The 20,421-nt window shown below is 70.5% G+C and carries 14 protein-coding genes; 7 read left to right on the forward strand and 7 right to left on the reverse strand.

What is annotated here, in order from left to right; translation table 11 throughout:
• Nucleotides 1-120: 120 nt before the first annotated feature.
• The 3 genes from ACZ562_RS24340 to ACZ562_RS24350 all read left to right on the forward strand — a co-directional run bounded on the left by ACZ562_RS24340 (nt 121) and on the right by ACZ562_RS24350 (nt 4,224).
• Complete coding sequence (locus ACZ562_RS24340) at nt 121-1,035, forward strand: EamA family transporter (RefSeq protein WP_471182753.1); 915 nt, start codon at nt 121-123, stop codon at nt 1,033-1,035.
• A 4-nt stretch (nt 1,036-1,039) separates the two neighbouring features.
• Nucleotides 1,040-2,275, forward strand: coding sequence for a 3-phosphoshikimate 1-carboxyvinyltransferase (gene aroA, locus ACZ562_RS24345; RefSeq protein WP_471182756.1), 1,236 nt, complete (start codon nt 1,040-1,042; stop codon nt 2,273-2,275).
• A 335-nt stretch (nt 2,276-2,610) separates the two neighbouring features.
• On the forward strand, nt 2,611-4,224 hold the full coding sequence (locus ACZ562_RS24350) for a hypothetical protein (protein WP_471182759.1): 1,614 nt from the start codon (nt 2,611-2,613) through the stop codon (nt 4,222-4,224).
• A gap of 37 nt (nt 4,225-4,261) precedes the next feature.
• On the opposite strand, the gene ACZ562_RS24355 is transcribed toward ACZ562_RS24350, so the two are convergent.
• The gene (locus ACZ562_RS24355; RefSeq protein WP_471182761.1) at nt 4,262-5,212 is read right to left on the reverse strand and encodes a LysR family transcriptional regulator; all 951 of its coding nucleotides are present in this window, start codon (nt 5,210-5,212) and stop codon (nt 4,262-4,264) included.
• 49 nt (nt 5,213-5,261) lie between these two features.
• On the opposite strand from ACZ562_RS24355, the gene ACZ562_RS24360 reads away from it, so the two are divergent.
• A complete protein-coding gene (locus ACZ562_RS24360; protein ID WP_471182764.1) occupies nt 5,262-5,867 on the forward strand; it encodes an RBBP9/YdeN family alpha/beta hydrolase in 606 nt (201 codons plus the stop codon).
• Here ACZ562_RS24360 and ACZ562_RS24365 read toward each other — a convergent pair.
• The 3 genes from ACZ562_RS24365 to ACZ562_RS24375 all read right to left on the reverse strand — a co-directional run bounded on the left by ACZ562_RS24365 (nt 5,839) and on the right by ACZ562_RS24375 (nt 9,458).
• Complete coding sequence (locus tag ACZ562_RS24365; protein WP_471182767.1) at nt 5,839-7,170, reverse strand: MFS transporter; 1,332 nt, start codon at nt 7,168-7,170, stop codon at nt 5,839-5,841. The genes ACZ562_RS24360 and ACZ562_RS24365 overlap by 29 nt on opposite strands.
• Nucleotides 7,171-7,280: 110 nt before the next feature.
• Entirely contained in the window at nt 7,281-8,081 is an 801-nt protein-coding gene (locus ACZ562_RS24370) for a sugar phosphate isomerase/epimerase family protein (protein ID WP_471182769.1), read from the reverse strand.
• A gap of 330 nt (nt 8,082-8,411) precedes the next feature.
• Nucleotides 8,412-9,458, reverse strand: a complete 1,047-nt coding sequence (locus tag ACZ562_RS24375) for a LacI family DNA-binding transcriptional regulator (RefSeq protein WP_471182771.1) — start codon at nt 9,456-9,458, stop codon at nt 8,412-8,414.
• 668 nt (nt 9,459-10,126) lie between these two features.
• Between ACZ562_RS24375 and recD2 the strand changes: the two genes are divergently transcribed.
• Nucleotides 10,127-12,385, forward strand: a complete 2,259-nt coding sequence (gene recD2 / locus ACZ562_RS24380; protein WP_471182774.1) for an SF1B family DNA helicase RecD2 — start codon at nt 10,127-10,129, stop codon at nt 12,383-12,385.
• Nucleotides 12,386-12,617: 232 nt separating this feature from the next.
• On the forward strand, nt 12,618-13,907 hold the full coding sequence (locus ACZ562_RS24385; RefSeq protein ID WP_471182777.1) for a citrate synthase: 1,290 nt from the start codon (nt 12,618-12,620) through the stop codon (nt 13,905-13,907).
• Nucleotides 13,908-14,603: 696 nt separating this feature from the next.
• Here the strand turns inward: ACZ562_RS24385 and ACZ562_RS24390 are convergent.
• The 3 genes from ACZ562_RS24390 to ACZ562_RS24400 all read right to left on the reverse strand — a co-directional run bounded on the left by ACZ562_RS24390 (nt 14,604) and on the right by ACZ562_RS24400 (nt 17,906).
• A complete protein-coding gene (locus ACZ562_RS24390; protein ID WP_471182780.1) occupies nt 14,604-16,847 on the reverse strand; it encodes a heavy metal translocating P-type ATPase in 2,244 nt (747 codons plus the stop codon).
• Between the two features lie 37 nt (nt 16,848-16,884).
• Nucleotides 16,885-17,127, reverse strand: a complete 243-nt coding sequence (locus ACZ562_RS24395; protein WP_471182783.1) for a heavy-metal-associated domain-containing protein — start codon at nt 17,125-17,127, stop codon at nt 16,885-16,887.
• Between the two features lie 83 nt (nt 17,128-17,210).
• The gene (locus tag ACZ562_RS24400; RefSeq protein ID WP_471182785.1) at nt 17,211-17,906 is read right to left on the reverse strand and encodes a TetR/AcrR family transcriptional regulator; all 696 of its coding nucleotides are present in this window, start codon (nt 17,904-17,906) and stop codon (nt 17,211-17,213) included.
• Between the two features lie 185 nt (nt 17,907-18,091).
• Here ACZ562_RS24400 and ACZ562_RS24405 point away from each other — a divergent pair, with 185 nt between their 5' ends.
• Nucleotides 18,092-20,299, forward strand: a complete 2,208-nt coding sequence (locus tag ACZ562_RS24405; RefSeq protein ID WP_471182787.1) for an MMPL family transporter — start codon at nt 18,092-18,094, stop codon at nt 20,297-20,299.
• Nucleotides 20,300-20,421: the final 122 nt, after the last annotated feature.

Below are 20,421 nucleotides of genomic sequence, written 5' to 3' on the forward strand. Positions count from 1 at the left end.
GGGTGGCTCCCCTTGCGTGGGCGGGCGTGGCTCACATGGGGCACTCATTAGCAGTGCTTCATCCAACTATGCAGCAATCGTCGCTGGTGCTACATGGTCGTCGCACGTGATGCTCGACGCATGCGACCCGCACACCTCACCCTCGCCGTCCTCGTCGCCGCCGTCTGGGGCGTGAACTTCACGGTCATCGAGATCGGCCTCGACCACTTCCCGCCCCTGCTCTTCTCCGCCCTGCGCTTCCTGGTGGCGGCCGTCCCCGCGGTCTTCCTCGTGGGACGCCCGAAGGTCGCCTGGAAGTGGATCACGGCGGTGGGCCTGGCGCTCGGAGTGGCCAAGTTCGGCCTCCTGTTCGTCGGGATGGACGCCGGGATGCCGGCCGGCCTGTCCTCGCTCGTCCTGCAGATCCAGGCGGTGTTCACGGCCCTGATCGCGTTCGCGGTGCTCGGTGAACGCCCGTCCCGCATCCGGGCGTCGGGCATGCTGGTCGCCCTCGCGGGTATCGGCGTCGCAGCCGTGGACGAGGGCACCTCGGGCCCGCTCGGCGCGTTCGCGCTGGTCGTCGCGGCGGCGGCATGCTGGGGCGTCTCCAACGTCCTCACGCGCAAGGCGGCACCCCCCGACGCCCTGAACTTCATGGTCTGGGTGAGCACCGTCCCGGTCCTGCCCCTGCTGGCCCTCTCCCTCCTGACGGAGGGCCCGAGCCGGGACCTGGAGGCGCTGCGGAACCTCGACTGGCAGGGCGCGGGCACCCTCGTCTACGTCGCCTGGATCACCACCGTCTTCGGCTTCGGCGCCTGGGGGTGGCTGCTGCGCCGCCACCCCGCCTCCACCGTCGCCCCCTTCTCCCTGCTCGTCCCCGTCTTCGGGATGTCGTCCGCGGCCCTGTTCCTGGGCGAGTCGGTGAGCCCGCTCAGGTGGTGCGCGGCGGCCCTGCTCGTGGGCGGCGTGGCGCTGACCTCGGTGGCCCCCCGGCGTCGGGTCGCGGTCCATCCCGTGGACGCACCGGCGCCGGAGACTGCCGCCGTCCGATCATGAGGGCATGCCCGTAGCCGACATCCCCGGTTCCAAGTCCATCACCGCCCGCGCCCTCTTCCTCGCGGCGGCCGCCGACGGTGTCACCACGCTCGTACGCCCGCTGCGCTCGGACGACACGGAGGGCTTCGCAGAGGGTCTGGTACGGCTCGGCTACCGGGTGGGCCTGGCACCGGACGCCTGGCAGGTCGACGGCCGGCCGCAGGGCCCGGCGGTCACGGAGGCCGACGTGTACTGCCGCGACGGCGCCACCACGGCGCGCTTCCTGCCCGCACTGGCCGCCGCCGGCCACGGCACGTACCGCTTCGACGCGTCCGCGCAGATGCGGCGCCGCCCGCTGGGCCCGCTCAGCCGCGCCCTGCGCGACCTGGGCGTCGACCTGCGGCACGAGGCGGCGGAGGGCCACCACCCGCTGACGGTCGCGGCGGCGGGCGTCGAGGGCGGTGAGGTGACCCTGGACGCCGGCCAGTCCTCGCAGTACCTGACCGCCCTGCTGCTGCTCGGCCCGCTGACGCGCAAGGGCCTGCGGATCACGGTGACGGACCTGGTCTCGGCGCCGTACGTCGAGATCACCATCGCGATGATGCGGGCGTTCGGGGCGGAGGTGCGGCGGGAGGGGAACGTCTTCGTGGTGCCGCCGGGAGGTTATCGGGCGACGACGTACGAGGTCGAGCCCGACGCCTCGACGGCCAGTTACTTCTTCGCGGCGGCCGCCGTGACACCGGGCGCCGAGGTGACGGTCCCGGGGCTGGGGACCGGGGCGCTCCAGGGCGACCTGGGCTTCGTGGACGTACTGCGGCGGATGGGCGTGGAGGTGTCGACGACCGCGGAGGGCACGACGGTCCGCGGCACCGGTGAACTGCGCGGATTGACGGTCAACATGCGGGACATCTCGGACACGATGCCGACACTGGCGGCGATCGCGCCGTTCGCCGGCGGTCCCGTACGGATCGAGGACGTGGCGAACACACGGGTGAAGGAGTGCGACCGCCTGGAGGCGTGCGCGGAGAACCTGCGGCGGCTGGGGGTGGAGGTGGCGACAGGACCGGACTGGATCGAGATCCGGCCGGCGGCGCCGGCGTCGTACGCCGGGGCGGAGATCAAGACGTACGGCGACCACCGCATCGTGATGTCCTTCGCGGTCACCGGGCTGCGGATACCGGGTGTCTCGTTCGACGACCCGGGGTGCGTGCGGAAGACGTTCCCGGGTTTCCACGAGGCCTTCGCGCGGCTCGGGCGTTGACCTGGGCGGGCGGGGCCGGCCTGGAGGAACCCTGCCAGGAAGGCGCGTATGCGTCGTTCCGGGAGCTGTTGCCCTGCCTGACGGACGGCCAACTCGACGCCCTGCAGGCGGGCTTCACCTGGCTCGGTGCGTCCGCCCGGGGGTGATCCTGAAGCACCGCTTCCCTGCGGTGCACGTCACATCGCACGCCCCTATAGTGGCGACGACGCTCGGCCGAAGAGGGGGCACCAGTGGATGGTGGGTTGAAAGATGGGGCGCAGTTCGAGCCCTTCGGGAAACGAGCGGCCCAGCGACTCGACGAGTGGCTCGTTCAGACACGGCGCACCATGCGCCTGGTGCGGTGGCTGAACACCGGCCGCAGTGGCGCGAAGGTCGCCGTCGTGTACATCAACGACAGGGATGTAGACCGCCTGATTCGCAAGCTCGTACTGAAGCTCTGCGTGCGCGACGAGGGCTCTGTCGTCGAACCGGCCCACCACAGGGACGCCTTGCGATCTTGGCCCCGCCAGAACCCCGATTTCGTGGAGAACCACCTCGTCGAACAGCTCTATGACCCACTGCCCGTAGGTGACGGCAGCTGGTTCACGTTCCAGCGCATCGCGAGTGGCAGCCTGGAGGACATGGTTCCCCTCGCCGACCTGCAGACGAGTCCTGAGGTCGCCGACGTGGCCGGTGCGATCGTCCAGTCGCTGCTCCAGGACTGGAACCCCGACGAGGACGGCGGCGACGGCCTGACCGCACGCGACTTCGTGGTCGAGTTGCTCGCGCACCGCCTCGACGCGGGTGGCCCTCTGGCGCAGTGGGTCGGGCAGCTGCCGGGATTCACGGAATCGTCCCCGGCCTGGATCGTGTTACCCGGATACGCCGACCCCCTGCCCAACCCGCTTCACCTGGCCGACGATTCGCCTCTGAGCCGGGGGTGGATCTCCTACGCGGCGCGCGGCCGTGCACACGGCGATCTGCACCCCGGCAACATCATGATCCAGACCCAACCGACAGTGTCGGGGGCGGACTTCCGGCTCATCGACCTCTCCCGGTTCTCCGCCCAGGCGCTTCTCGCCCGCGATCCCGTACACCTGATGCTGTGCATGGTGAGGGACTATCTGCCGGGAATCTCCGGTGCGGGGCGCACTCAGCTCGTCGATCTGCTCGTCGGCCGTGACACCGCCGGCACTCTCGTGCCCCAGGGGCTCCACGACATCATCAAGAGCATGCAGGATGCTCCCTCCGGCTGGCTCAGGGAGCGGGCCATCAGCGCTGAGTGGCGGGACCAGACCCTCCTGTCGATTCAGGCGTGCGCACTGATGTTCACCGCGCGGCCAAGCCTCGACGCGGTCGACCGGTGGTGGTTCTTCCAGTTGGCGGCCGAGGCGGCAGCCGCCTACTTGCGGATCATCGACGCCTACGCCCCCGTCGACGCGCGCCCGGTGACCCCGCCTCCGAGTGCCACAGGCGAACGCGCTGAGCCAATGGTGAACACGGCCGTACCGACTCCTGCCGCCGTGCCGCGTAGTGAGCGGCCACAGCCGAAACACACATCTGACCTGGCGGTGCTGACTGCCGAACTCGTGGTGATGCGCGATTCGTTCAAACAGCCGCTCGGCAGGTTCCGTGCCACGCGGGCCGACCAGATCGGTCTCGACCTGCTGGACACTCTCGTGTTGATGTCCGTGGACAGACAGGACTGCCTTGAGGCGTGGCTCGACAACACCGGCTCACCCCCCGACCGATGGGTCAGAGCCGGCGTTCACGAGGTCCTCGGACGTCTCGCGGACGTGGTGCTGGAGGTCAACGTGTTGGGCGCTGCCCTGGAAGCCTTCTCACGCGGAGGCACGCAAGCGGACATCGAGCAGTTCAGGAACCTCGAAGCGGTCCGACGCCAGTCGGAGGAGAGACTGCGCGCGCTGCTCGGTTCCGTCAAGAAATTCCTGGCGGCGCTCAACGCATGAACGGTGCCTCGATCGGCAGGCTCCGGGGCGGAGGCCCTCAGCCGGCCCCACCCCCACCGGCCACCCTGCCTGCCGCCTCCCGCAGTTGATCCAGGACCGTCCTCAGTACCGGATCCCCCTCCGACCCCGTTCGTACGGCCGCGAAGACGTTCCGCGACGGCGGCTCGCCCTTGGCCGGGCGCAGGGCCAGGTTCCGGTGGGTGTGGAGAGAGCGCACCAGGCGGGGCACCAGGGCCACGCCCTGCCCCGCCTCCACCAGCCCGGCCAGCGCGGCCCAGTCGTTCACGGCGTGGCGGATGTCGGGGGTGAAGCCCGCCGCCGCACAGACCGAGCGGGTCACCGCGCCGCAGCAGCTGAGCGCGTTGCCGACGATCCAGGTGTCCTCGGCCAGTTCTCGCAGGGGCACCTCGGTGTGGTTCGCGAGTGGGTGGTCGGGCGGGAGGGCGACGTCCAGGACGTCGGTGAGCAGGTCCGTCCTGGTGTAGCGGCGGTCCGTGTGCGGGGGAGCCGCCGCGAAGTCGACGGCCACAGCCAGGTCCACCTGGCCGCCGTCGAGCGCGGTGAACAGATCCGGCGGTTCGGCCTCCACGACGTCGATCCGGACGTGGGGGAGGTGGTCGCGCACCCCTCGCAGGGCGGTCGGCAGCAGGCCCAGGATGCCGCTGGAGAAGCAGCCGACCGTCACCGTGCCCCGGCCGCCCTCCGCGAATGCGGCAAGGTCGGCGCGCGCCCGCTCCAGTTGGGCCGCGATGACATCGGCGTGCGCCAGCAGTACCTGGGCCTGGCCGGTCAGCCGTACGCCCCGGCCCTCGCGTTCGGTGAGCGGGACGCCCAGGTCCCGGGTCAGCGCCGTGATCTGCTGCGAGACCGCCGAGGGGGTCAGGTGCAGGGCTTCCGCCGTCCTCGCCACGCTGCCCCGGCGCTGGAGTTCGCGCAGGACGGTGAGGCGGCGCAGGTCAATTGTGAAGGCTGAGCTAAAGGGTTCCACCCTGGAAGATTAACTGGACCTGATGGTCTCGGTCGGAAATCATCGGGTCATGACTTCACCGCGCTCTTCCTACCTTGTCCTGCACGGCTGGCAGAACCACCGGCCCGCCCGTCACTGGCAGCACTGGCTCGCCGACCGGCTGACCGAGCTTGGGCACGACGTCACCTATCCGCAGCTGCCCGACCCGGACGACCCCGGCCTGGAGGTGTGGCTGGGTGAACTGGTCCGGCATCTCGACGGGCTCGACGCCCGTTCCGAGCGGGTCGTCGTCGCGCACAGCCTCTCCGTCGTGCTCTGGCTGCACGCCGTCGCGCGGGGTGTGCCGGGCCTCGACGGCGTCGACCGGGTGCTGCTGGTGGCGCCGCCGTCCGGGTCCGTGCTGGCCCGGCACCCCGAGATAGCGGAGTTCGCCCCGCCGCCGCTCGACGGCCTCGCCCTGCCCGCCCCGACCCGCCTCGTCGGGGGCGACGACGATCCGTACTGCCCGGAAGGCATCCAGGAGGTCTACGGCGACCCCCTGGGCCTCACCGCCGAACTCCTCCCCGCTGCCGCCCACCTCGACCTCGACGCGGGCTACGGCTCCTGGCCCTCCGTACTGGAATGGTGCCTGGACGCCGACACCAAGTTCACGGTCCGGCCGGAGCCGGAGCGGTAGCCGGGGGTTCCTCGGGCCCGCCCTCCGCCGCCACCGGCGGCCGTCCGTCCCCCGCGGCCGCCAGTCCCGCCGGCTCTGTCCCCGCTTTTGTGCCCCGCAGTTCCGGCGTGGTCACCCCCACCGCCGTCACCGCCACCAGGCACAGCAGGCCTCCCGTGACCAGGGCCGTCGCACCCGACGACCAGCCGGCCACCACACCGGCGCGCAGGTTGCCGAGGTGGGGGCCCGCCTGGCCCACGATCGTCTCGGCCGCCGTCACCCGGCCCAGCAGGGCGTCCGGGGTGCGGGTCTGCACGATCGTGGTACGGGAGAGGACGGCCAGCGCGTCCGCCGCACCGGCCAGCACCAGCATCCCGAGGCCCGCCCACGCGCTGGTCGTCAGTCCGAACAGGGCGAGGGCCACGCCCCACGTGGCGGCCGCGCACAGCATCACCGGCCCGGGGCGGGCCAGCCGGGTCACCGGACCGGAGAAGGCGGTCGTGGCGACGCCGCCCACGGCCAGTGCGGACAGGAACAGTCCGAGCGTGCGCGGATCGCCGCCGAAACGCTCCGCGTTGACCAGGGGGAAGAGGCTGGCCGGCATCGACAGGACCGTGGCGGCCAGGTCCGTCAGCAGCGCGCCGCGCACCACCCGGTGGCCGGTCAGGAACCGCAGCCCGTCCAGGACGCCGTGCAGGCCGGGGCGGGACTTCTCGCCCTCGGGCGGCAGCGCGGGCAGACCGAAGGCGCCGGCGAAGGACACCCCGAAGCTGAGGGCGTCCAGCAGGTAGCAGACGCCGATACCCCACCAGCCGAGCACGACGCCGGCGACGGCGGGGCCGACCAGCATCATCGCCTGGCCTGTGACCTGGTTCAGGGCCAGCGCCGCGGCCACCTGGTCCTTCGGCAGCAGCCTCGGCACGAACACGCCCGCCGCGGGCGCGCCGATCGCCCCGAACGACGCCTGTGCCGCGACCAGCGCCAGGACGACGGCCACCGGCAGGTGCCCGGTGAGACCCTGCACGGCCAGCAGCAGGGAGCACAGGGCCTGGCCGAAGGTGCCGAGGAGATAGACCCGGCGCCGGTCGGCCCGGTCGACCCAGGAACCGGCGAACAGGCCGATACCGATCATCGGCAGCGCCTGCGCCAGGCCGACCGCTCCGCTCCAGACCGAGCTGTGGGTCATGTCCCAGACCTGGTACATGACGGTGACCATGGTCATGAAGCTGCCGAGCGTGGACACCGTGCGCCCGATCAGCAGCCGCCGGAAATGGCGGGACGTCCGCAGAGGCCGTACATCGATCAGCGTACGGGTGAGGCTCATGAGAGGAGGACCGGGCTCGGCACGGGCTGATGCACGCCGGGGACCTTAACCGGCCGCCCCCTCCCGGGCCACCGGATTACCCGGGCCGGCTCACGCCGATGTACGCCGGCTCACGCCGAGTCGTTGAGCAGCCGGGCGAGGTGCTCGCGTCCCGGGCCCAGCAGTCCGGTCAGCGGCGCGGCGGACTCGTACCACCGCTTCTCGTACTCCCAGCACAGCCAGCCGTCCCAGCCGTGGCGGGACAGCACCTCCACGCACTCGGCGAGCGGCAGAACGCCCGTGCCGAGCGGCAGCGGCGTGGTGTCCTCGGCCGAGGCGATGTCCTTGACCTGCACGTATCCGAGGTACGGGGCGAGGGCGGCGTACGTCTCCGAGGGCTGCTCGCCGCCCAGCCAGGTGTGCATGACGTCCCAGAGCGAGCCGACCTGACGGTGGCCGACCAGGCCCAGGACACGGATCGCGTCGCCGGAGGTGCGGTGCGAGTCGTGGGTTTCGAGCAGGATTCGCACACCGAGGTCGGCCGCGTACTCGGCGGCGGTACCGAGGCGCCGGGCAGCCGTGGCGTCGGCCTCCTCGTGGCTCCCGTTCGTATCGGCGCCGGGGAAGACCCGCACGAACGGGGCGCCCAGGTCGCGGGCGAGGTCGAGGAGCCCGTGGATCTCCTCGATGACGGCGGTGTCGTCGCCGGGAGCCGCCACGCGCGCGTACCCGGCGAGGCCCAGCACCTCCACTCCCGCGGCCTTGAACTCGGCCGCCGCCTCGGCCCGCCCGGCGGGGTCGAGGCCGGGGTGGACCGGTTCCTCGGGATGGGCGCGCAGTTCGACGCCGTGGTAGCCGTGCGTGGTCGCGAGCCGCAGGACCTCAGGGAGCGGGAGGCCGGGGACGCCGAGGGTGGAGAACGCCAGTTTCATGGTCCCTACTGTCACTCGCCGGTGCTGTGCAGGTCCAGGCGCCAGTCCTGGCCGACCAGGTCCTTTTCCGAGGGAGCGATGCGGATTCTCGGCGACGAGGACGAAGCCGGGGCGCTGGTGGACGCGGCGGGCGGCGGCGAGAACGTCGTTGGTCCACAGGACGAGTCCGCGGTAGCCGACGCCGTGCGCGAAGTCGACGACGGCGCTGATCTGCTGGTAGCCATGCCGAGGCCGCGCGCGGCGGGCTCGACGAGGAGGAGGCGAGGCGGGCGGTGGCGGGGGTTGGTCGCGTGTGGATCGCCGAGCTCACCGACACCGGGCAACGTCCTCTCAGTCCCGCGGCCCCCCGGAGGACCCCCGCACCATCAACTCCCCGCGAACCGTGGCGATCCCTCCAGGCGGCGGCTCCTCACGCCCCATCGCGATGCGTCCGGCCCGCGCCCCCGCCTCGGCGAGCGGCAGTCTCACCGTCGTGAGAGACGGCACCGTGTCGACACTGAAGGGCAGGTCGTCGAAGCCGGCGACGGACACGTCGTCCGGGATGCGCAGTCCGGAGTCCCGCAGGGCGGCACACGCCCCCAGCGCGACGGAGTCGTTCGCGGCCACCACGGCCGTCAGGGACGGGTCGCGGCGCAGCAGCTCCAGCGTCGCCTCGTAGCCGGACCGGCGGTCATAGCGGCCGTGCACCGTCCAGCGCGGGTCCTCCGCGATTTTGTGGGCCTCCAGCGCGGCCCGGTGGCCCTCCAGGCGGTGCCGCGTCGTGGTCCGCTCCTCCGGGCCGGCGATGTAGCCGAGCCGTCGGTGGCCCAGCCGGATCAGGTGTTCCGTGAGCTGCCGGGCGCCGCCGCGGTTGTCGAAGGTCAGCGTGATCACCTGGGTGTCCGGCGCGGGCGGGCGCCCGCACAGCACGACCCGCGTTCCCGCGTCCGCCAGTTTCCGCAGCTTCGCCGCCATCGCCGTCGCGTGCGGCGCGTCCTCCACCGCACCGCCGGTCAGGACGACGGCCGCCGCCCGCTGCCGCTGGAGCAGGGTGAGGTAGGTGAGCTCGCGCTCCGGCGAGCCGCCGGTGTTGCACACGACCGCCAGCCGTTCCCCGCCGGCGCGGCCGCCGGGCCCGCCGATCTCGGACTGGATCGCGCTCGCCATGATCCCGAAGTAGGGGTCGGCGATGTCGTTGACCAGGATGCCGACCAGGTCGGACGTCGCCGCCGCCAGTGAGCTCGCCGGCCCGTTGAGCACGTAGTCCAGCTCGTCCACCGCCCGCAGCACCCGTTCACGGGTGGAGGCGGCGACGGGGTAGTTCCCGTTCAGCACGCGCGACACCGTCGCGGGGGAGACCTGGGCTCGGGCCGCCACGTCCGCCAGGGTCACCGTCATCTCGTCGTCCTCCGGTCGCGCATCTCGTCGTACCTGGTCGTACACCGGCCCAGGACCGCAGTCGTACAGCGGCCGGGGCCGAGGCCGTACACGAGGGCCGCACGTTTCCGAGGCCGCACAGTGGCCCCCCAGCCAAATGGTTTCGAGCAGACCCTACGGGCACAGACCCCCGTTGTTCGCCCCCTCGAACAACTCGACCCCGTCACGGTCCTGCCCGAAGGGCTGGTCGGAGGCTGGCTTCTCAAGGGATGGGAAGCACTTGCTGCAAGGCTCGTCAGCAGGGCGCACATGTCCGCGTACGACGCTGCGTCGTTCAACGACGAGCTGTGGGCGCGGAACGGACGTGAGCTGCCGGCGGAGACCGCGGAACGGTTCGTGGCACACGTCATCCGCTGAGCCGGCAGGAGAATTGTTCAGACTCCGTGCAACCCTTCCCCGGCCTCGCGGGTCGTACTTGGCATCAGGACTTCTGGGGAGGGGATCTGGGGGGATCGCGGGGGTTCTGATACGGAGGGGAAACCCGAGGGGGCCCGGTCTTCGGACCGGGCCCCCTCGAAGTTCGTCACCCGTCGTCGCGGCCGGGGTCCGGATGCATACGGCTTGGCCGGCACCGGCGAATGGGCGCGGGAGCGGTCCGCACTGTCAGACGCCGCCTGTACCGTCGGATCATGTCCAATCAGGCGGGGAGCCGGGCGGAGAGCGGGGAGCGCCGACTGGCCGTACTCGAAGGCGTCCTTGAGCGCATCACGTACGCCAACGAGGAGAACGGCTACACGGTGGCCCGGGTGGACACCGGCCGCGGCGCCGGCGATCTCCTCACGGTCGTCGGGGCGCTGCTCGGCGCCCAGGTGGGCGAGTCCCTGCGCATGGAGGGCCGCTGGGGCTCCCACCCCCAGTACGGAAAACAGTTCACCGTCGAGAACTACACGACGCTCCTGCCCGCCACCGTCCAGGGCATCCGCCGCTACCTCGGCTCCGGTCTGGTCAAGGGCATCGGACCCGTCTTCGCCGACCGCATCACCCAGCACTTCGGCCTGGACACGCTGAAGATCATCGAGGAGGAGCCCAAGAGGCTCATCGAGGTCCCGGGACTTGGCCCCAAACGCACCAGGAAGATCGCGGACGCCTGGGAGGAACAGAAGGCGATCAAGGAGGTCATGCTCTTCCTGCAGACCGTCGAGGTGTCGACGTCGATCGCGGTCCGCATCTACAAGAAGTACGGCGACGCCTCGATCTCCGTCGTGAAGAACCAGCCCTACCGGCTGGCCGCCGACGTCTGGGGCATCGGCTTCCTCACCGCCGACAGGATCGCCCAGTCCGTCGGCATCCCGCACGACAGCCCGGAGCGCGTCAAGGCGGGCCTGCAGTACGCCCTTTCGCAATCCGCCGACCAGGGCCACTGCTATCTGCCCGAAGAACGGCTGATCGCCGACGCGGTCAAGCTCCTGCAGGTCGACACCGGGCTTGTCATCGAGTGCCTCGCGGAACTCGCGGCGCCCCCGGAGGACGGCGAGGACCCCGGTGTCGTACGGGAGAAGGTCCCCGGCCCGGACGGCGGAGAGCCGGTCACCGCCGTCTACCTCGTCCCCTTCCACCGCGCCGAACTCTCCCTCTCCGCCCAGCTGTTGCGTCTCCTGCGCACCGACGGGGACCGGATGCCCGGCTTCCACGACGTCGCGTGGGACAAGGCGCTGGCGTGGCTGAGGGCTCGGACGGGCGCGGACCTCGCCCCCGAGCAGGAGGCGGCCGTCAAGCTCGCGCTGACCAAGAAGGTCGCCGTCCTCACCGGCGGCCCCGGCTGCGGCAAGTCCTTCACGGTCCGCTCGATCGTGGAGCTGGCCCGCGCCAAGAAGGCCAAGGTGGTCCTGGCCGCCCCCACGGGCCGCGCCGCCAAGCGTCTGGCCGAACTCACGGGCGCGGAGGCTTCTACCGTCCACCGCCTCCTTGAGCTGAGGCCCGGCGGCGACGCGGCCTACGACCGGGACCGCCCGCTGGACGCCGATCTGGTGGTCGTCGACGAGGCGTCCATGCTGGACCTGCTGCTCGCGAACAAGCTGGTCAAGGCGGTGGCCCCGGGCGCTCACCTCCTCTTCGTCGGGGACGTCGACCAGCTGCCCAGCGTCGGCGCCGGCGAGGTCCTGCGCGACCTGCTCGCCGACGGCAGCCCGATTCCGGCGGTGCGCCTGACCCGTGTGTTCCGCCAGGCCCAGCAGTCGGGCGTGGTGACCAACGCGCACCGGATCAACTCCGGGCAGCACCCGGTCACCGACGGCATGAAGGACTTCTTCCTCTTCGTCGAGGACGACACGGAGGGGGCCGGGCGCCTGACCGTGGACGTGGCGGCCCGTCGGATTCCGGCCAGGTTCGGCCTCGACCCCCGCCGGGACGTGCAGGTCCTCGCACCCATGCACCGCGGGCCCGCCGGCGCGGGCACCCTCAACGGCCTGCTGCAGCAGGCGATCACGCCCGGCCGCCCTGATCTGCCCGAGAAGAGGTTCGGCGGCCGGGTCTTCCGTGTCGGCGACAAGGTCACCCAGATTCGCAACAATTACGAGAAGGGGACCAACGGTGTCTTCAACGGCACCGTGGGCGTTGTCACCTCGCTCGACCCGGTCGACCAGCGCCTCACGGTGCTGACGGACGAGGACGAGGAGGTGCCGTACGAATTCGACGAACTGGACGAACTGGCCCACGCCTACGCTGTGACCATCCACCGTTCGCAGGGGAGTGAATATCCGGCGGTGGTGATCCCGGTCACCACCGGTGCCTGGATGATGCTCCAGCGGAACCTGCTGTACACGGCGGTGACCCGTGCCAAGAAGCTTGTCGTCCTCGTCGGTTCACGCAAGGCGATCGGTCAGGCGGTGCGCACGGTGTCCGCGGGACGCCGCTGCACGGCACTCGACTTCCGGCTCGCGGGCCTGTGACCACACGCTTCACGCAGGTGTCGCAAAAAATGATCGATCAAACGAGTCACCTAGGTCACAGAGCCCTTCCGGAAGCGGGTTGAGGAGGGGCAGGATGAGCAGGTTGGCGGCACTGAGTGCCGCCAAAAGGCCCAATGGTCGGCCCCGAGTGCACTCTCATGCGCCAAATGGGGGATGGTAGAGACAGTCAGGGCAACCTCGAAGAAGAGGCACAACGTCGGTGAGGGATGACGTGAGCGACAACTCTGTAGTACTGCGGTACGGCGACGGCGAGTACACCTACCCGGTGATCGACAGCACCGTCGGTGACAAGGGCTTCGACATCGGGAAGCTCCGCGCCCAGACCGGTCTTGTGACCCTGGACAGCGGGTACGGCAACACCGCCGCCTATAAATCCGCCATCACGTACCTGGACGGCGAGGCGGGCATCCTCCGGTACCGCGGCTACCCGATCGAGCAGCTGGCCGAGCGCTCCACCTTCCTGGAGGTCGCCTACCTGCTGATCAACGGCGAGCTGCCGACCGTCGACGAGCTCACGACGTTCAAGAACAACATCACGCAGCACACGCTGCTGCACGAGGACGTCAAGAACTTCTACAAGGGCTTCCCGCGCGACGCCCACCCGATGGCCATGCTCTCGTCCGTGGTCTCGGCGCTGTCCACGTTCTACCAGGACAGCCACAACCCGTTCGACGAGAAGCAGCGCGACCTCTCGACGATCCGTCTGCTCGCCAAGCTTCCGACGATCGCGGCCTACGCGTACAAGAAGTCGATCGGTCACCCGTTCGTCTACCCGCGCAACGACCTCGGCTACGTCGAGAACTTCCTGCGCATGACCTTCTCGGTTCCGGCGCAGGAGTACGACCTCGACCCGGTCGTGGTCTCCGCGCTGGACAAGCTGCTGATCCTGCACGCGGACCACGAGCAGAACTGTTCGACGTCCACGGTCCGTCTGGTCGGCTCGTCCCAGGCGAACATGTTCGCGTCGATCTCGGCCGGCATCAACGCCCTGTGGGGCCCGCTGCACGGCGGCGCCAACCAGTCCGTGCTGGAGATGCTGGAGGGCATCCAGGCCAACGGCGGCGATGTCGACTCCTTCATCCGCAAGGTGAAGAACAAGGAGGACGGCGTCCGCCTGATGGGCTTCGGCCACCGGGTGTACAAGTCCTTCGACCCGCGCGCGAAGATCATCAAGGCCGCCGCGCACGACGTCCTGTCCGCCCTCGGCAAGTCCGACGAGCTGCTGGACATCGCGCTGAAGCTGGAGGAGCACGCGCTCTCCGACGAGTACTTCGTCTCGCGCAACCTCTACCCGAACGTCGACTTCTACACCGGCCTGATCTACCGCGCCATGGGCTTCCCGACCGAGATGTTCACGGTTCTGTTCGCCCTCGGCCGCCTCCCGGGCTGGATCGCCCAGTGGCACGAGATGATCAAGGAGCCGGGCTCCCGCATCGGCCGCCCGCGCCAGATCTACACGGGTGTCGTGGAGCGCGACTTCATTCCGGTCGAGGCCCGCTGAGCTTCTGATGGACCGGCGCCCCCCTTCACTCACTGCCGCCGACCCGGCGAGTGAGCCGAAGAGGCGCGTCGGTGCCGAGAGTCCGAGCGCGCGGAGCCGAAGGGCTGAGCACGGCCGGACTCTCGGCACCGACCGTGGCGCCCCGGAGGCGAACCGAGCCCCGAAAAAAGAGGAAGGCGCCCTGGCGGCGGTCCCCCCACGGGCCGACGTCCAGGGCGCCTTCCCATGTCCCGGTGCGGATTCCCCCCACGGGATCCGGCCGGGCGTCTGTGAGGACAGCGCCTGAATCGCTGTTGAGCAAAACGAGCAGAACTCGCCGTACTACTTGCTGTGTGCGATCTGCCGGGACAACGCACGCTGGGAGGGCCGCTCAAAGCTCCCCGGTGTACGTGCCCCGGCAACGCAATTCTGAGGAAGTCCCCCAAGACATCCTCAGCTGCCAGGCGGCGCCCCCCAAGACGCTTTCTGACATCGTCAACTTAGACCTTCGAACCCCTTCGATGGTTAGGTTCACATCACTGTGATCTGAGTCTCTTGCATATGTCCCTTAGATGCGCAAGAGCCCGGATACAGCGAACGGGACTCAAGCGTAAGGATGATGCGCGAGCCTTGTGAAGAGCTTATGTGAGGGTGGCGTCGGACTCCAGAGGGACTCCTGCCTCGACTTCGGCTAACCACCAGTAACATTCGCGGACTTCAGCGGAACCTCCGCAGCCGCAGGCTGTTCGACACCACGAACACGGAGGAGAAGGCCATCGCAGCCCCCGCGATCATCGGGTTCAGCAGCCCGGCGGCTGCCAGCGGCAGGGCGGCCACGTTGTAGCCGAAGGCCCAGGCGAGGTTGCCCTTGATCGTGGACAGGGTCCTGCGGGACAACCGGATCGCGTCCGCGGCCACCCGTAGGTCCCCGCGGACCAGTGTCAGATCGCCCGCCTCGATCGCCGCGTCCGTCCCGGTCCCCATGGCGAGACCCAGATCGGCGACGGCGAGCGCGGCCGCGTCGTTGACGCCGTCCCCGACCATGGCGACGGCACGCCCCTCGGCCTGCAGCCTCCGTACGACGTCGACCTTGTCCTCGGGCAGCACCTCGGCGATCACCTGATCGATGCCGACGGCATCGGCCACCGCTTGTGCCACCGCCCGGTTGTCCCCGGTCAGCAGTACCGGCGTGAGCCCCAGCGCGCGCAGTTCGCGCACCGCCTCGGCGCTGGTCTCCTTGACCGCGTCCGCGACGGCGATGACACCTCGTGCCACGCCGTCCCAGCCGACGACGGCGGCCGTACGGCCGTGCCGCTCGGCCTCGTCCTTCGCGCGGGCCAGCTCCTCGGGGAGCTCGTCGAAGAGCCGCCCGACGGCCACCTCGTGGCCCTCCACGTGCCCGCGTACGCCCCGCCCGGGCACGTTCTCGAACCGCTCGGCCTGCGGGAGCGCCCCGACCCGTTCCTCGGCTCCCGCGGCGACCGCCCGGGCGACGGGATGCTCGGAGGCGTGCTCCACGGCGCCCGCGAGCCGCAGCACCTGCTTCTCGTCGGTGCCCTCGGCGGCGTGCACCGACTGCAGGGCCATGCGGCCGGTGGTGACCGTTCCGGTCTTGTCCAGGACGACGGTGTCGACGCGACGCGTGGACTCCAGTACCTCGGGGCCCTTGATGAGGATGCCGAGCTGCGCGCCGCGCCCGGTGCCGACCATCAGGGCGGTCGGTGTGGCCAGCCCCAAGGCGCACGGGCAGGCGATGATCAGCACCGCGACGGCCGCGGTGAAGGCGGCGGCCGAGTCGCCGGTGGCGCCGAGCCACGCGCCGAAGGTGGCGACCGCGATGACGATGACCACCGGCACGAAGATCCCGGATATGCGGTCGGCGAGCCGCTGCGCCTCGGCCTTGCCGTTCTGCGCGTCCTCCACCAGCTTCGCCATCCGGGCGAGCTGGGTGTCGGCGCCGACGCGGACGGCCTCGACGACGAGCCGCCCGCCGGCGTTCACGGTCGCGCCGGTGACCCCGTCGCCGGCGCTCACGTCGACCGGTACCGACTCGCCGGTCAGCATGGAGGCGTCGACCGCCGAGACGCCCTCGACGACGATGCCGTCGGTGGCGACCTTCTCCCCGGGCCGTACGACGAAGCGGTCGCCGACCGTCAGCCGGGCCACGGGGATCCGTACCTCCCGGCCGCCGCGCAGTACGGCCACGTCCTTCGCGCCCAGCTCCATGAGCGCCCTGAGCGCCGCGCCCGCGCGCCGCTTGGACCGGGCCTCCAGATAGCGGCCCAGCAGGATGAAGGCGACGACTCCGGCGGCGACCTCCAGATAGATCGCCGAGGCGCCGTCCATGCGGGCGGTGAGTGTGAAGCGGTCCTTCATGCCGGGCATGCCCGCGTCGCCGAAGAACAGCGCCCACAGGGACCAGCCGAACGCGGCCAGCGTGCCGAGCGAGACCAGCGTGTCCATGGTGGCCGCCGCGTGCCGTGCGTTCGTCCAGGCGGCCTTGTGGAACGGCCATCCGCCCCACACCACCACGGGTGCGGCGAGGGTGAGCGCGAGCCACTGCCAGTTGTCGAACTGCATGGCCGGGATCATGGACATCAGTACGACGGGGGCGGCGAGCAGCGCGGATACGACGAGACGCCCGCGCAGGGACGCCAGTTCCGGGTCCTCGGGGGTTCCGGAGTCCTGAGGGGGCACCTCGGGCGCCACCTGCCCGGGTGCCGGCTCCTCCGCCGTGTACCCGGTCTTCACCACGATGGCGATCAGGTCCTCGACCTGGATCTCCGCGGGATAGGTGACCTTGGCCTTCTCTGTCGCGAAGTTGACCGTGGCGGCGACGCCGTCCATGCGGTTGAGCTTCTTCTCGACGCGGGCCGCGCAGGAGGCGCAGGTCATTCCGCCGATGAGCAGCTCGACCTCGGCCGTGGCGGCTGTCGGTGTCCCGGTGGTGGCGCTGGTCATGTCCGGACTCCGGTTCGGGCCAGTGGAGAGCTGTGGGTCAGGCCCTGCCGACGAGTTCAAAGCCGGCCTCGTCGACGGCGGCGCGCACGGCGTCCTCGTCCAGCGGGGCCGCGGAGACGACGGTGACCTCGCCGGTCGAGGCGACGGCCTTCACCGAGCTGACGCCGGGGATCTCGGAGATCTCACCGGAGACCGAGCCCTCGCAGTGGCCACAGCTCATCCCGCTCACCTTGTAGACGGCGGTGACGGAACCCGAGGCGGTCTCGGTCTGAGCGGTCATGTCGTTCTCCTCGTGGAGGCATGTGGGGCCCATGGTGCCCATCTCACCTCACAGTATACCCCTAGGGGGTATGAGCCAAGGGGTCAGGGCCCTGCCGGGGGCCCGGGGAGCGCCATCTTGTGGCCGACCAGCGGTTCGAGATAGCGGATGACGACGTTCTTCAGTTCCCGGACGTACGCCTCGCGTTCGGCGCCCTCGTGGGAGAGCACCAGTTCCAGGCCTGCCATGTACACGCCCATGCAGACCGTCGCGGTGCGGGTGAGGTCGGCGGCGGGGACGTCGGGCAGGAAGCCGGCGAGCAGGGCTTCGATACGGCTGACCAGGGTCGCGTGCAGGGCGTCGTGCTGCTCGGCGATCCGGCCCGGGGCGTCGGGGCCGTGCATCAGGGCGAAGAACACCGGATGCGCGCAGTTGAAGGCGATGAAGCGGTCGACGATGGCCGTGACGGCCTCCTCGAGCGGGGTCGCGGGGTCGACCGGGGCGAGCGCCTCGCCGTACATCTCCCGCATCTCGTGCATCAGCCGGTCACCCAGCTCGATCGCGATCGCTTCCTTGTTCGGGAAGAACTGGTACAGCGTCCCGGGTGAGACGCCCGCCTCGCGGGCGATGGCGTTGGTGCTGGCGGCGGTGTAGCCGGTGGTGCAGAAGACAGAGGCGGCGGCCTTGAGCAGCTGGGTGACGCGGCGCTCGCCGCGAGCCTGTCGGCGGCGCGGTCTGGTCTCGGCCGGCTGCTCCTTGTCCGGCTGCTCCTCGTCCGGCTTCCCGGTGTTCTCGGGCATGCGATATCCCCAGTTCTCCGCACGCGATTGACAAATGCGAGTGGGCGCTCGCATTCTGAGGGAAACGCGAGCGATCTCTCGTGTTTGCCAGTCTAAGGCAAGGACACCTCCATGCCGCCTGCCTGCGCACAGGGTGGGGGGCACGGTTCCACGGTGAAGTTCCACCCTGAAGGGGACACCGCACGATGACCGAAGTCAACAAGCCACCGCGGATCGGGAGCTGGACCCGTTTCGTGACCGCCCGCCCCAGGTTGTCGCTGCTCGTGGCCCTGGTGCTCACCGCGCTCGCCGTACTGGCCGGCAGCGGGGTCGCCGACCGTCTGGGCAGCGGCGGCTGGGAGGACCCGGCCGCCGAGTCCACCTACGCGACCAAGGCGCTGGAGCGCGAGTTCCCCGATTCCCAGCCCAACCTCCTGCTGCTTCTCGACTCGGGCCGCTCCTCGGTGGACGACCCGGCGATCGCCGCCGAGGCCAGGCGCCTCGCCGCGCGACTGGCCGGCGAGCAGGGCGTCATAGGCGTCAGCTCCTACTGGCAGTCCGGCGTACCCGCGCTGCGCGCGACCGACGGCCACGAGGCGCTGATCGCAGCCCGCATCACGGGCGACGAGAAGACCATGGGCGAGACCCTCGACCGCATCGCACCCTCGTACCGGGGCGAACACGGCCCGCTGGAGGTAACGGTCGGCGGCCCGGTCGCCGTACGGCACGAGATTCAGACGACCATCCAGGAGGACCTGACACGGGCCGAGATGATCGCCCTGCCGGTGACGCTCGTGCTGCTCGTCATGGTCTTCGGAAGCGCCGTCGCGGCCCTGCTGCCGCTCGGCATCGGCATCATCGCGATCCTCGGCACCAACGCGGTGCTGCGCGGCCTCACGGAGTTCACCGACGTCTCCGTCTTCGCGCTGAACCTCACGACGGCCCTGGGCCTCGGCCTCGCCGTCGACTACGCCCTGTTCATCGTCCGCCGCTTCCGCGAGGAACTGGGATCCGGCAGCGAGCCGCTGACCGCGGTCGCCACCACCCTGCGCACGGCCGGCCGCACGGTCCTGTTCTCCGCTCTCACGGTCGCCGTGTCGCTGGCGGCGATGCTGCTCTTCCCGCAGTACTTCCTGCGCTCCTTCGCCTACGCCGGCATCGCCGTGGTGCTGCTGGCCGCGGCCGCCGCGCTGATCCTGCTCCCGGCCGCCCTGATGCTGCTCGGACACCGGGTCAACTCCCTCGACCTGCGCCGGCTGTTCCGGCGCGGCCGGCCGCCGAAGCCGTCCGGCGAGGAGGGCACGGCCTGGGCGCGCACGGCCACCCTCGTCATGCGCCGCGCCCCGTTCTTCGCCCTCGCCACCACCGCCGTCCTGCTCCTGCTCGGTCTGCCCTTCCTGGGCGTGAAGTTCGGCACCGCCGACGACCGTCAGCTGCCCTCGTCCGCCGAGTCCCACGTCGTGCAGCAGCACATCCGGGACGGCTTCCCCGGCAGCCCCAGCGGCGGCCTCGAAGTCCTCGCCGAGGGGCGGGCGACCCAGGCGCAGTACGCCGCCTACAAGGAGCGGATCGCCGCACTGCCCGAGGTGCTGCGCGTCGACGGACCGCTGGTCAAGGGCGACGCGGCGTACTTCACGGTGCTCCCGAAGGGCGAGGGCGTCGACGACCCCGCCCAGCGCCTGGTGAGCCACCTGCGCGCGACGGACGCGCCCTTCGACACCAAGGTCACCGGCACGGCCGCCGTCCTGGTCGACTCCAAGGACGCGATAGCGGAACAGCTGCCGTGGGCCGCCGCCTTCATCGCGGTGGTCACCCTGTTCCTGGTCTTCCTCCTCACCGGCAGCGTGCTGATCCCGGTCCAGGCGGTGCTGCTCAACGCGCTCAGCCTGACGGCGATGTTCGGCGCGGTGGTCTGGGTCTTCCAGGACGGCCACCTCTCCGGCCTGCTCGGCTTCACCAGCACCGGATCGATAGAGACGACGCTTCCGGTCCTGATGTTCTCTGTGGCCTTCGGTCTCTCCATGGACTACGGCGTCTTCCTGCTCTCCCGCATCAAGGAGGAGTACGACCACACCGGCGACCACAACGGCGCTGTCCGGCACGGTCTGCAGCGCACGGGCGGCCTGATCACCGCGGCCGCGGTGATCCTCGCGGTGGTGATGGTCGCCATCGGCACCTCCCGCGTGACCAATACCAAGATGCTCGGACTGGGCATCGCGCTGGCGGTCCTGATGGACGCGATGATCATCCGTAGCCTGCTGGTCCCCGCGGTGATGCGTCTCACAGGCCGGGCGACCTGGTGGGCCCCGGCCCCACTGCGCCGCTTCCACGAGCGGTTCGGCCTGAGCGAGGGCGGCGGCGAACCGGCGGCGGCCGTGACACAGGACCGGGAGAAGGTCGCTGCGCACGGATAGTGTTGATCAGAAGTTGCGGCCTCCGGGGTGATCCGGCGCGAGTGAGCCGAAGGGGCGCGCCTGTTTCGAGGGTTCGAGCGCGCGGAGGCCCGTAAGGCCGAGCACGGTCGGGCTCTCGACAC

This window comes from Streptomyces sp. NPDC040410 (assembly GCF_055595715.1).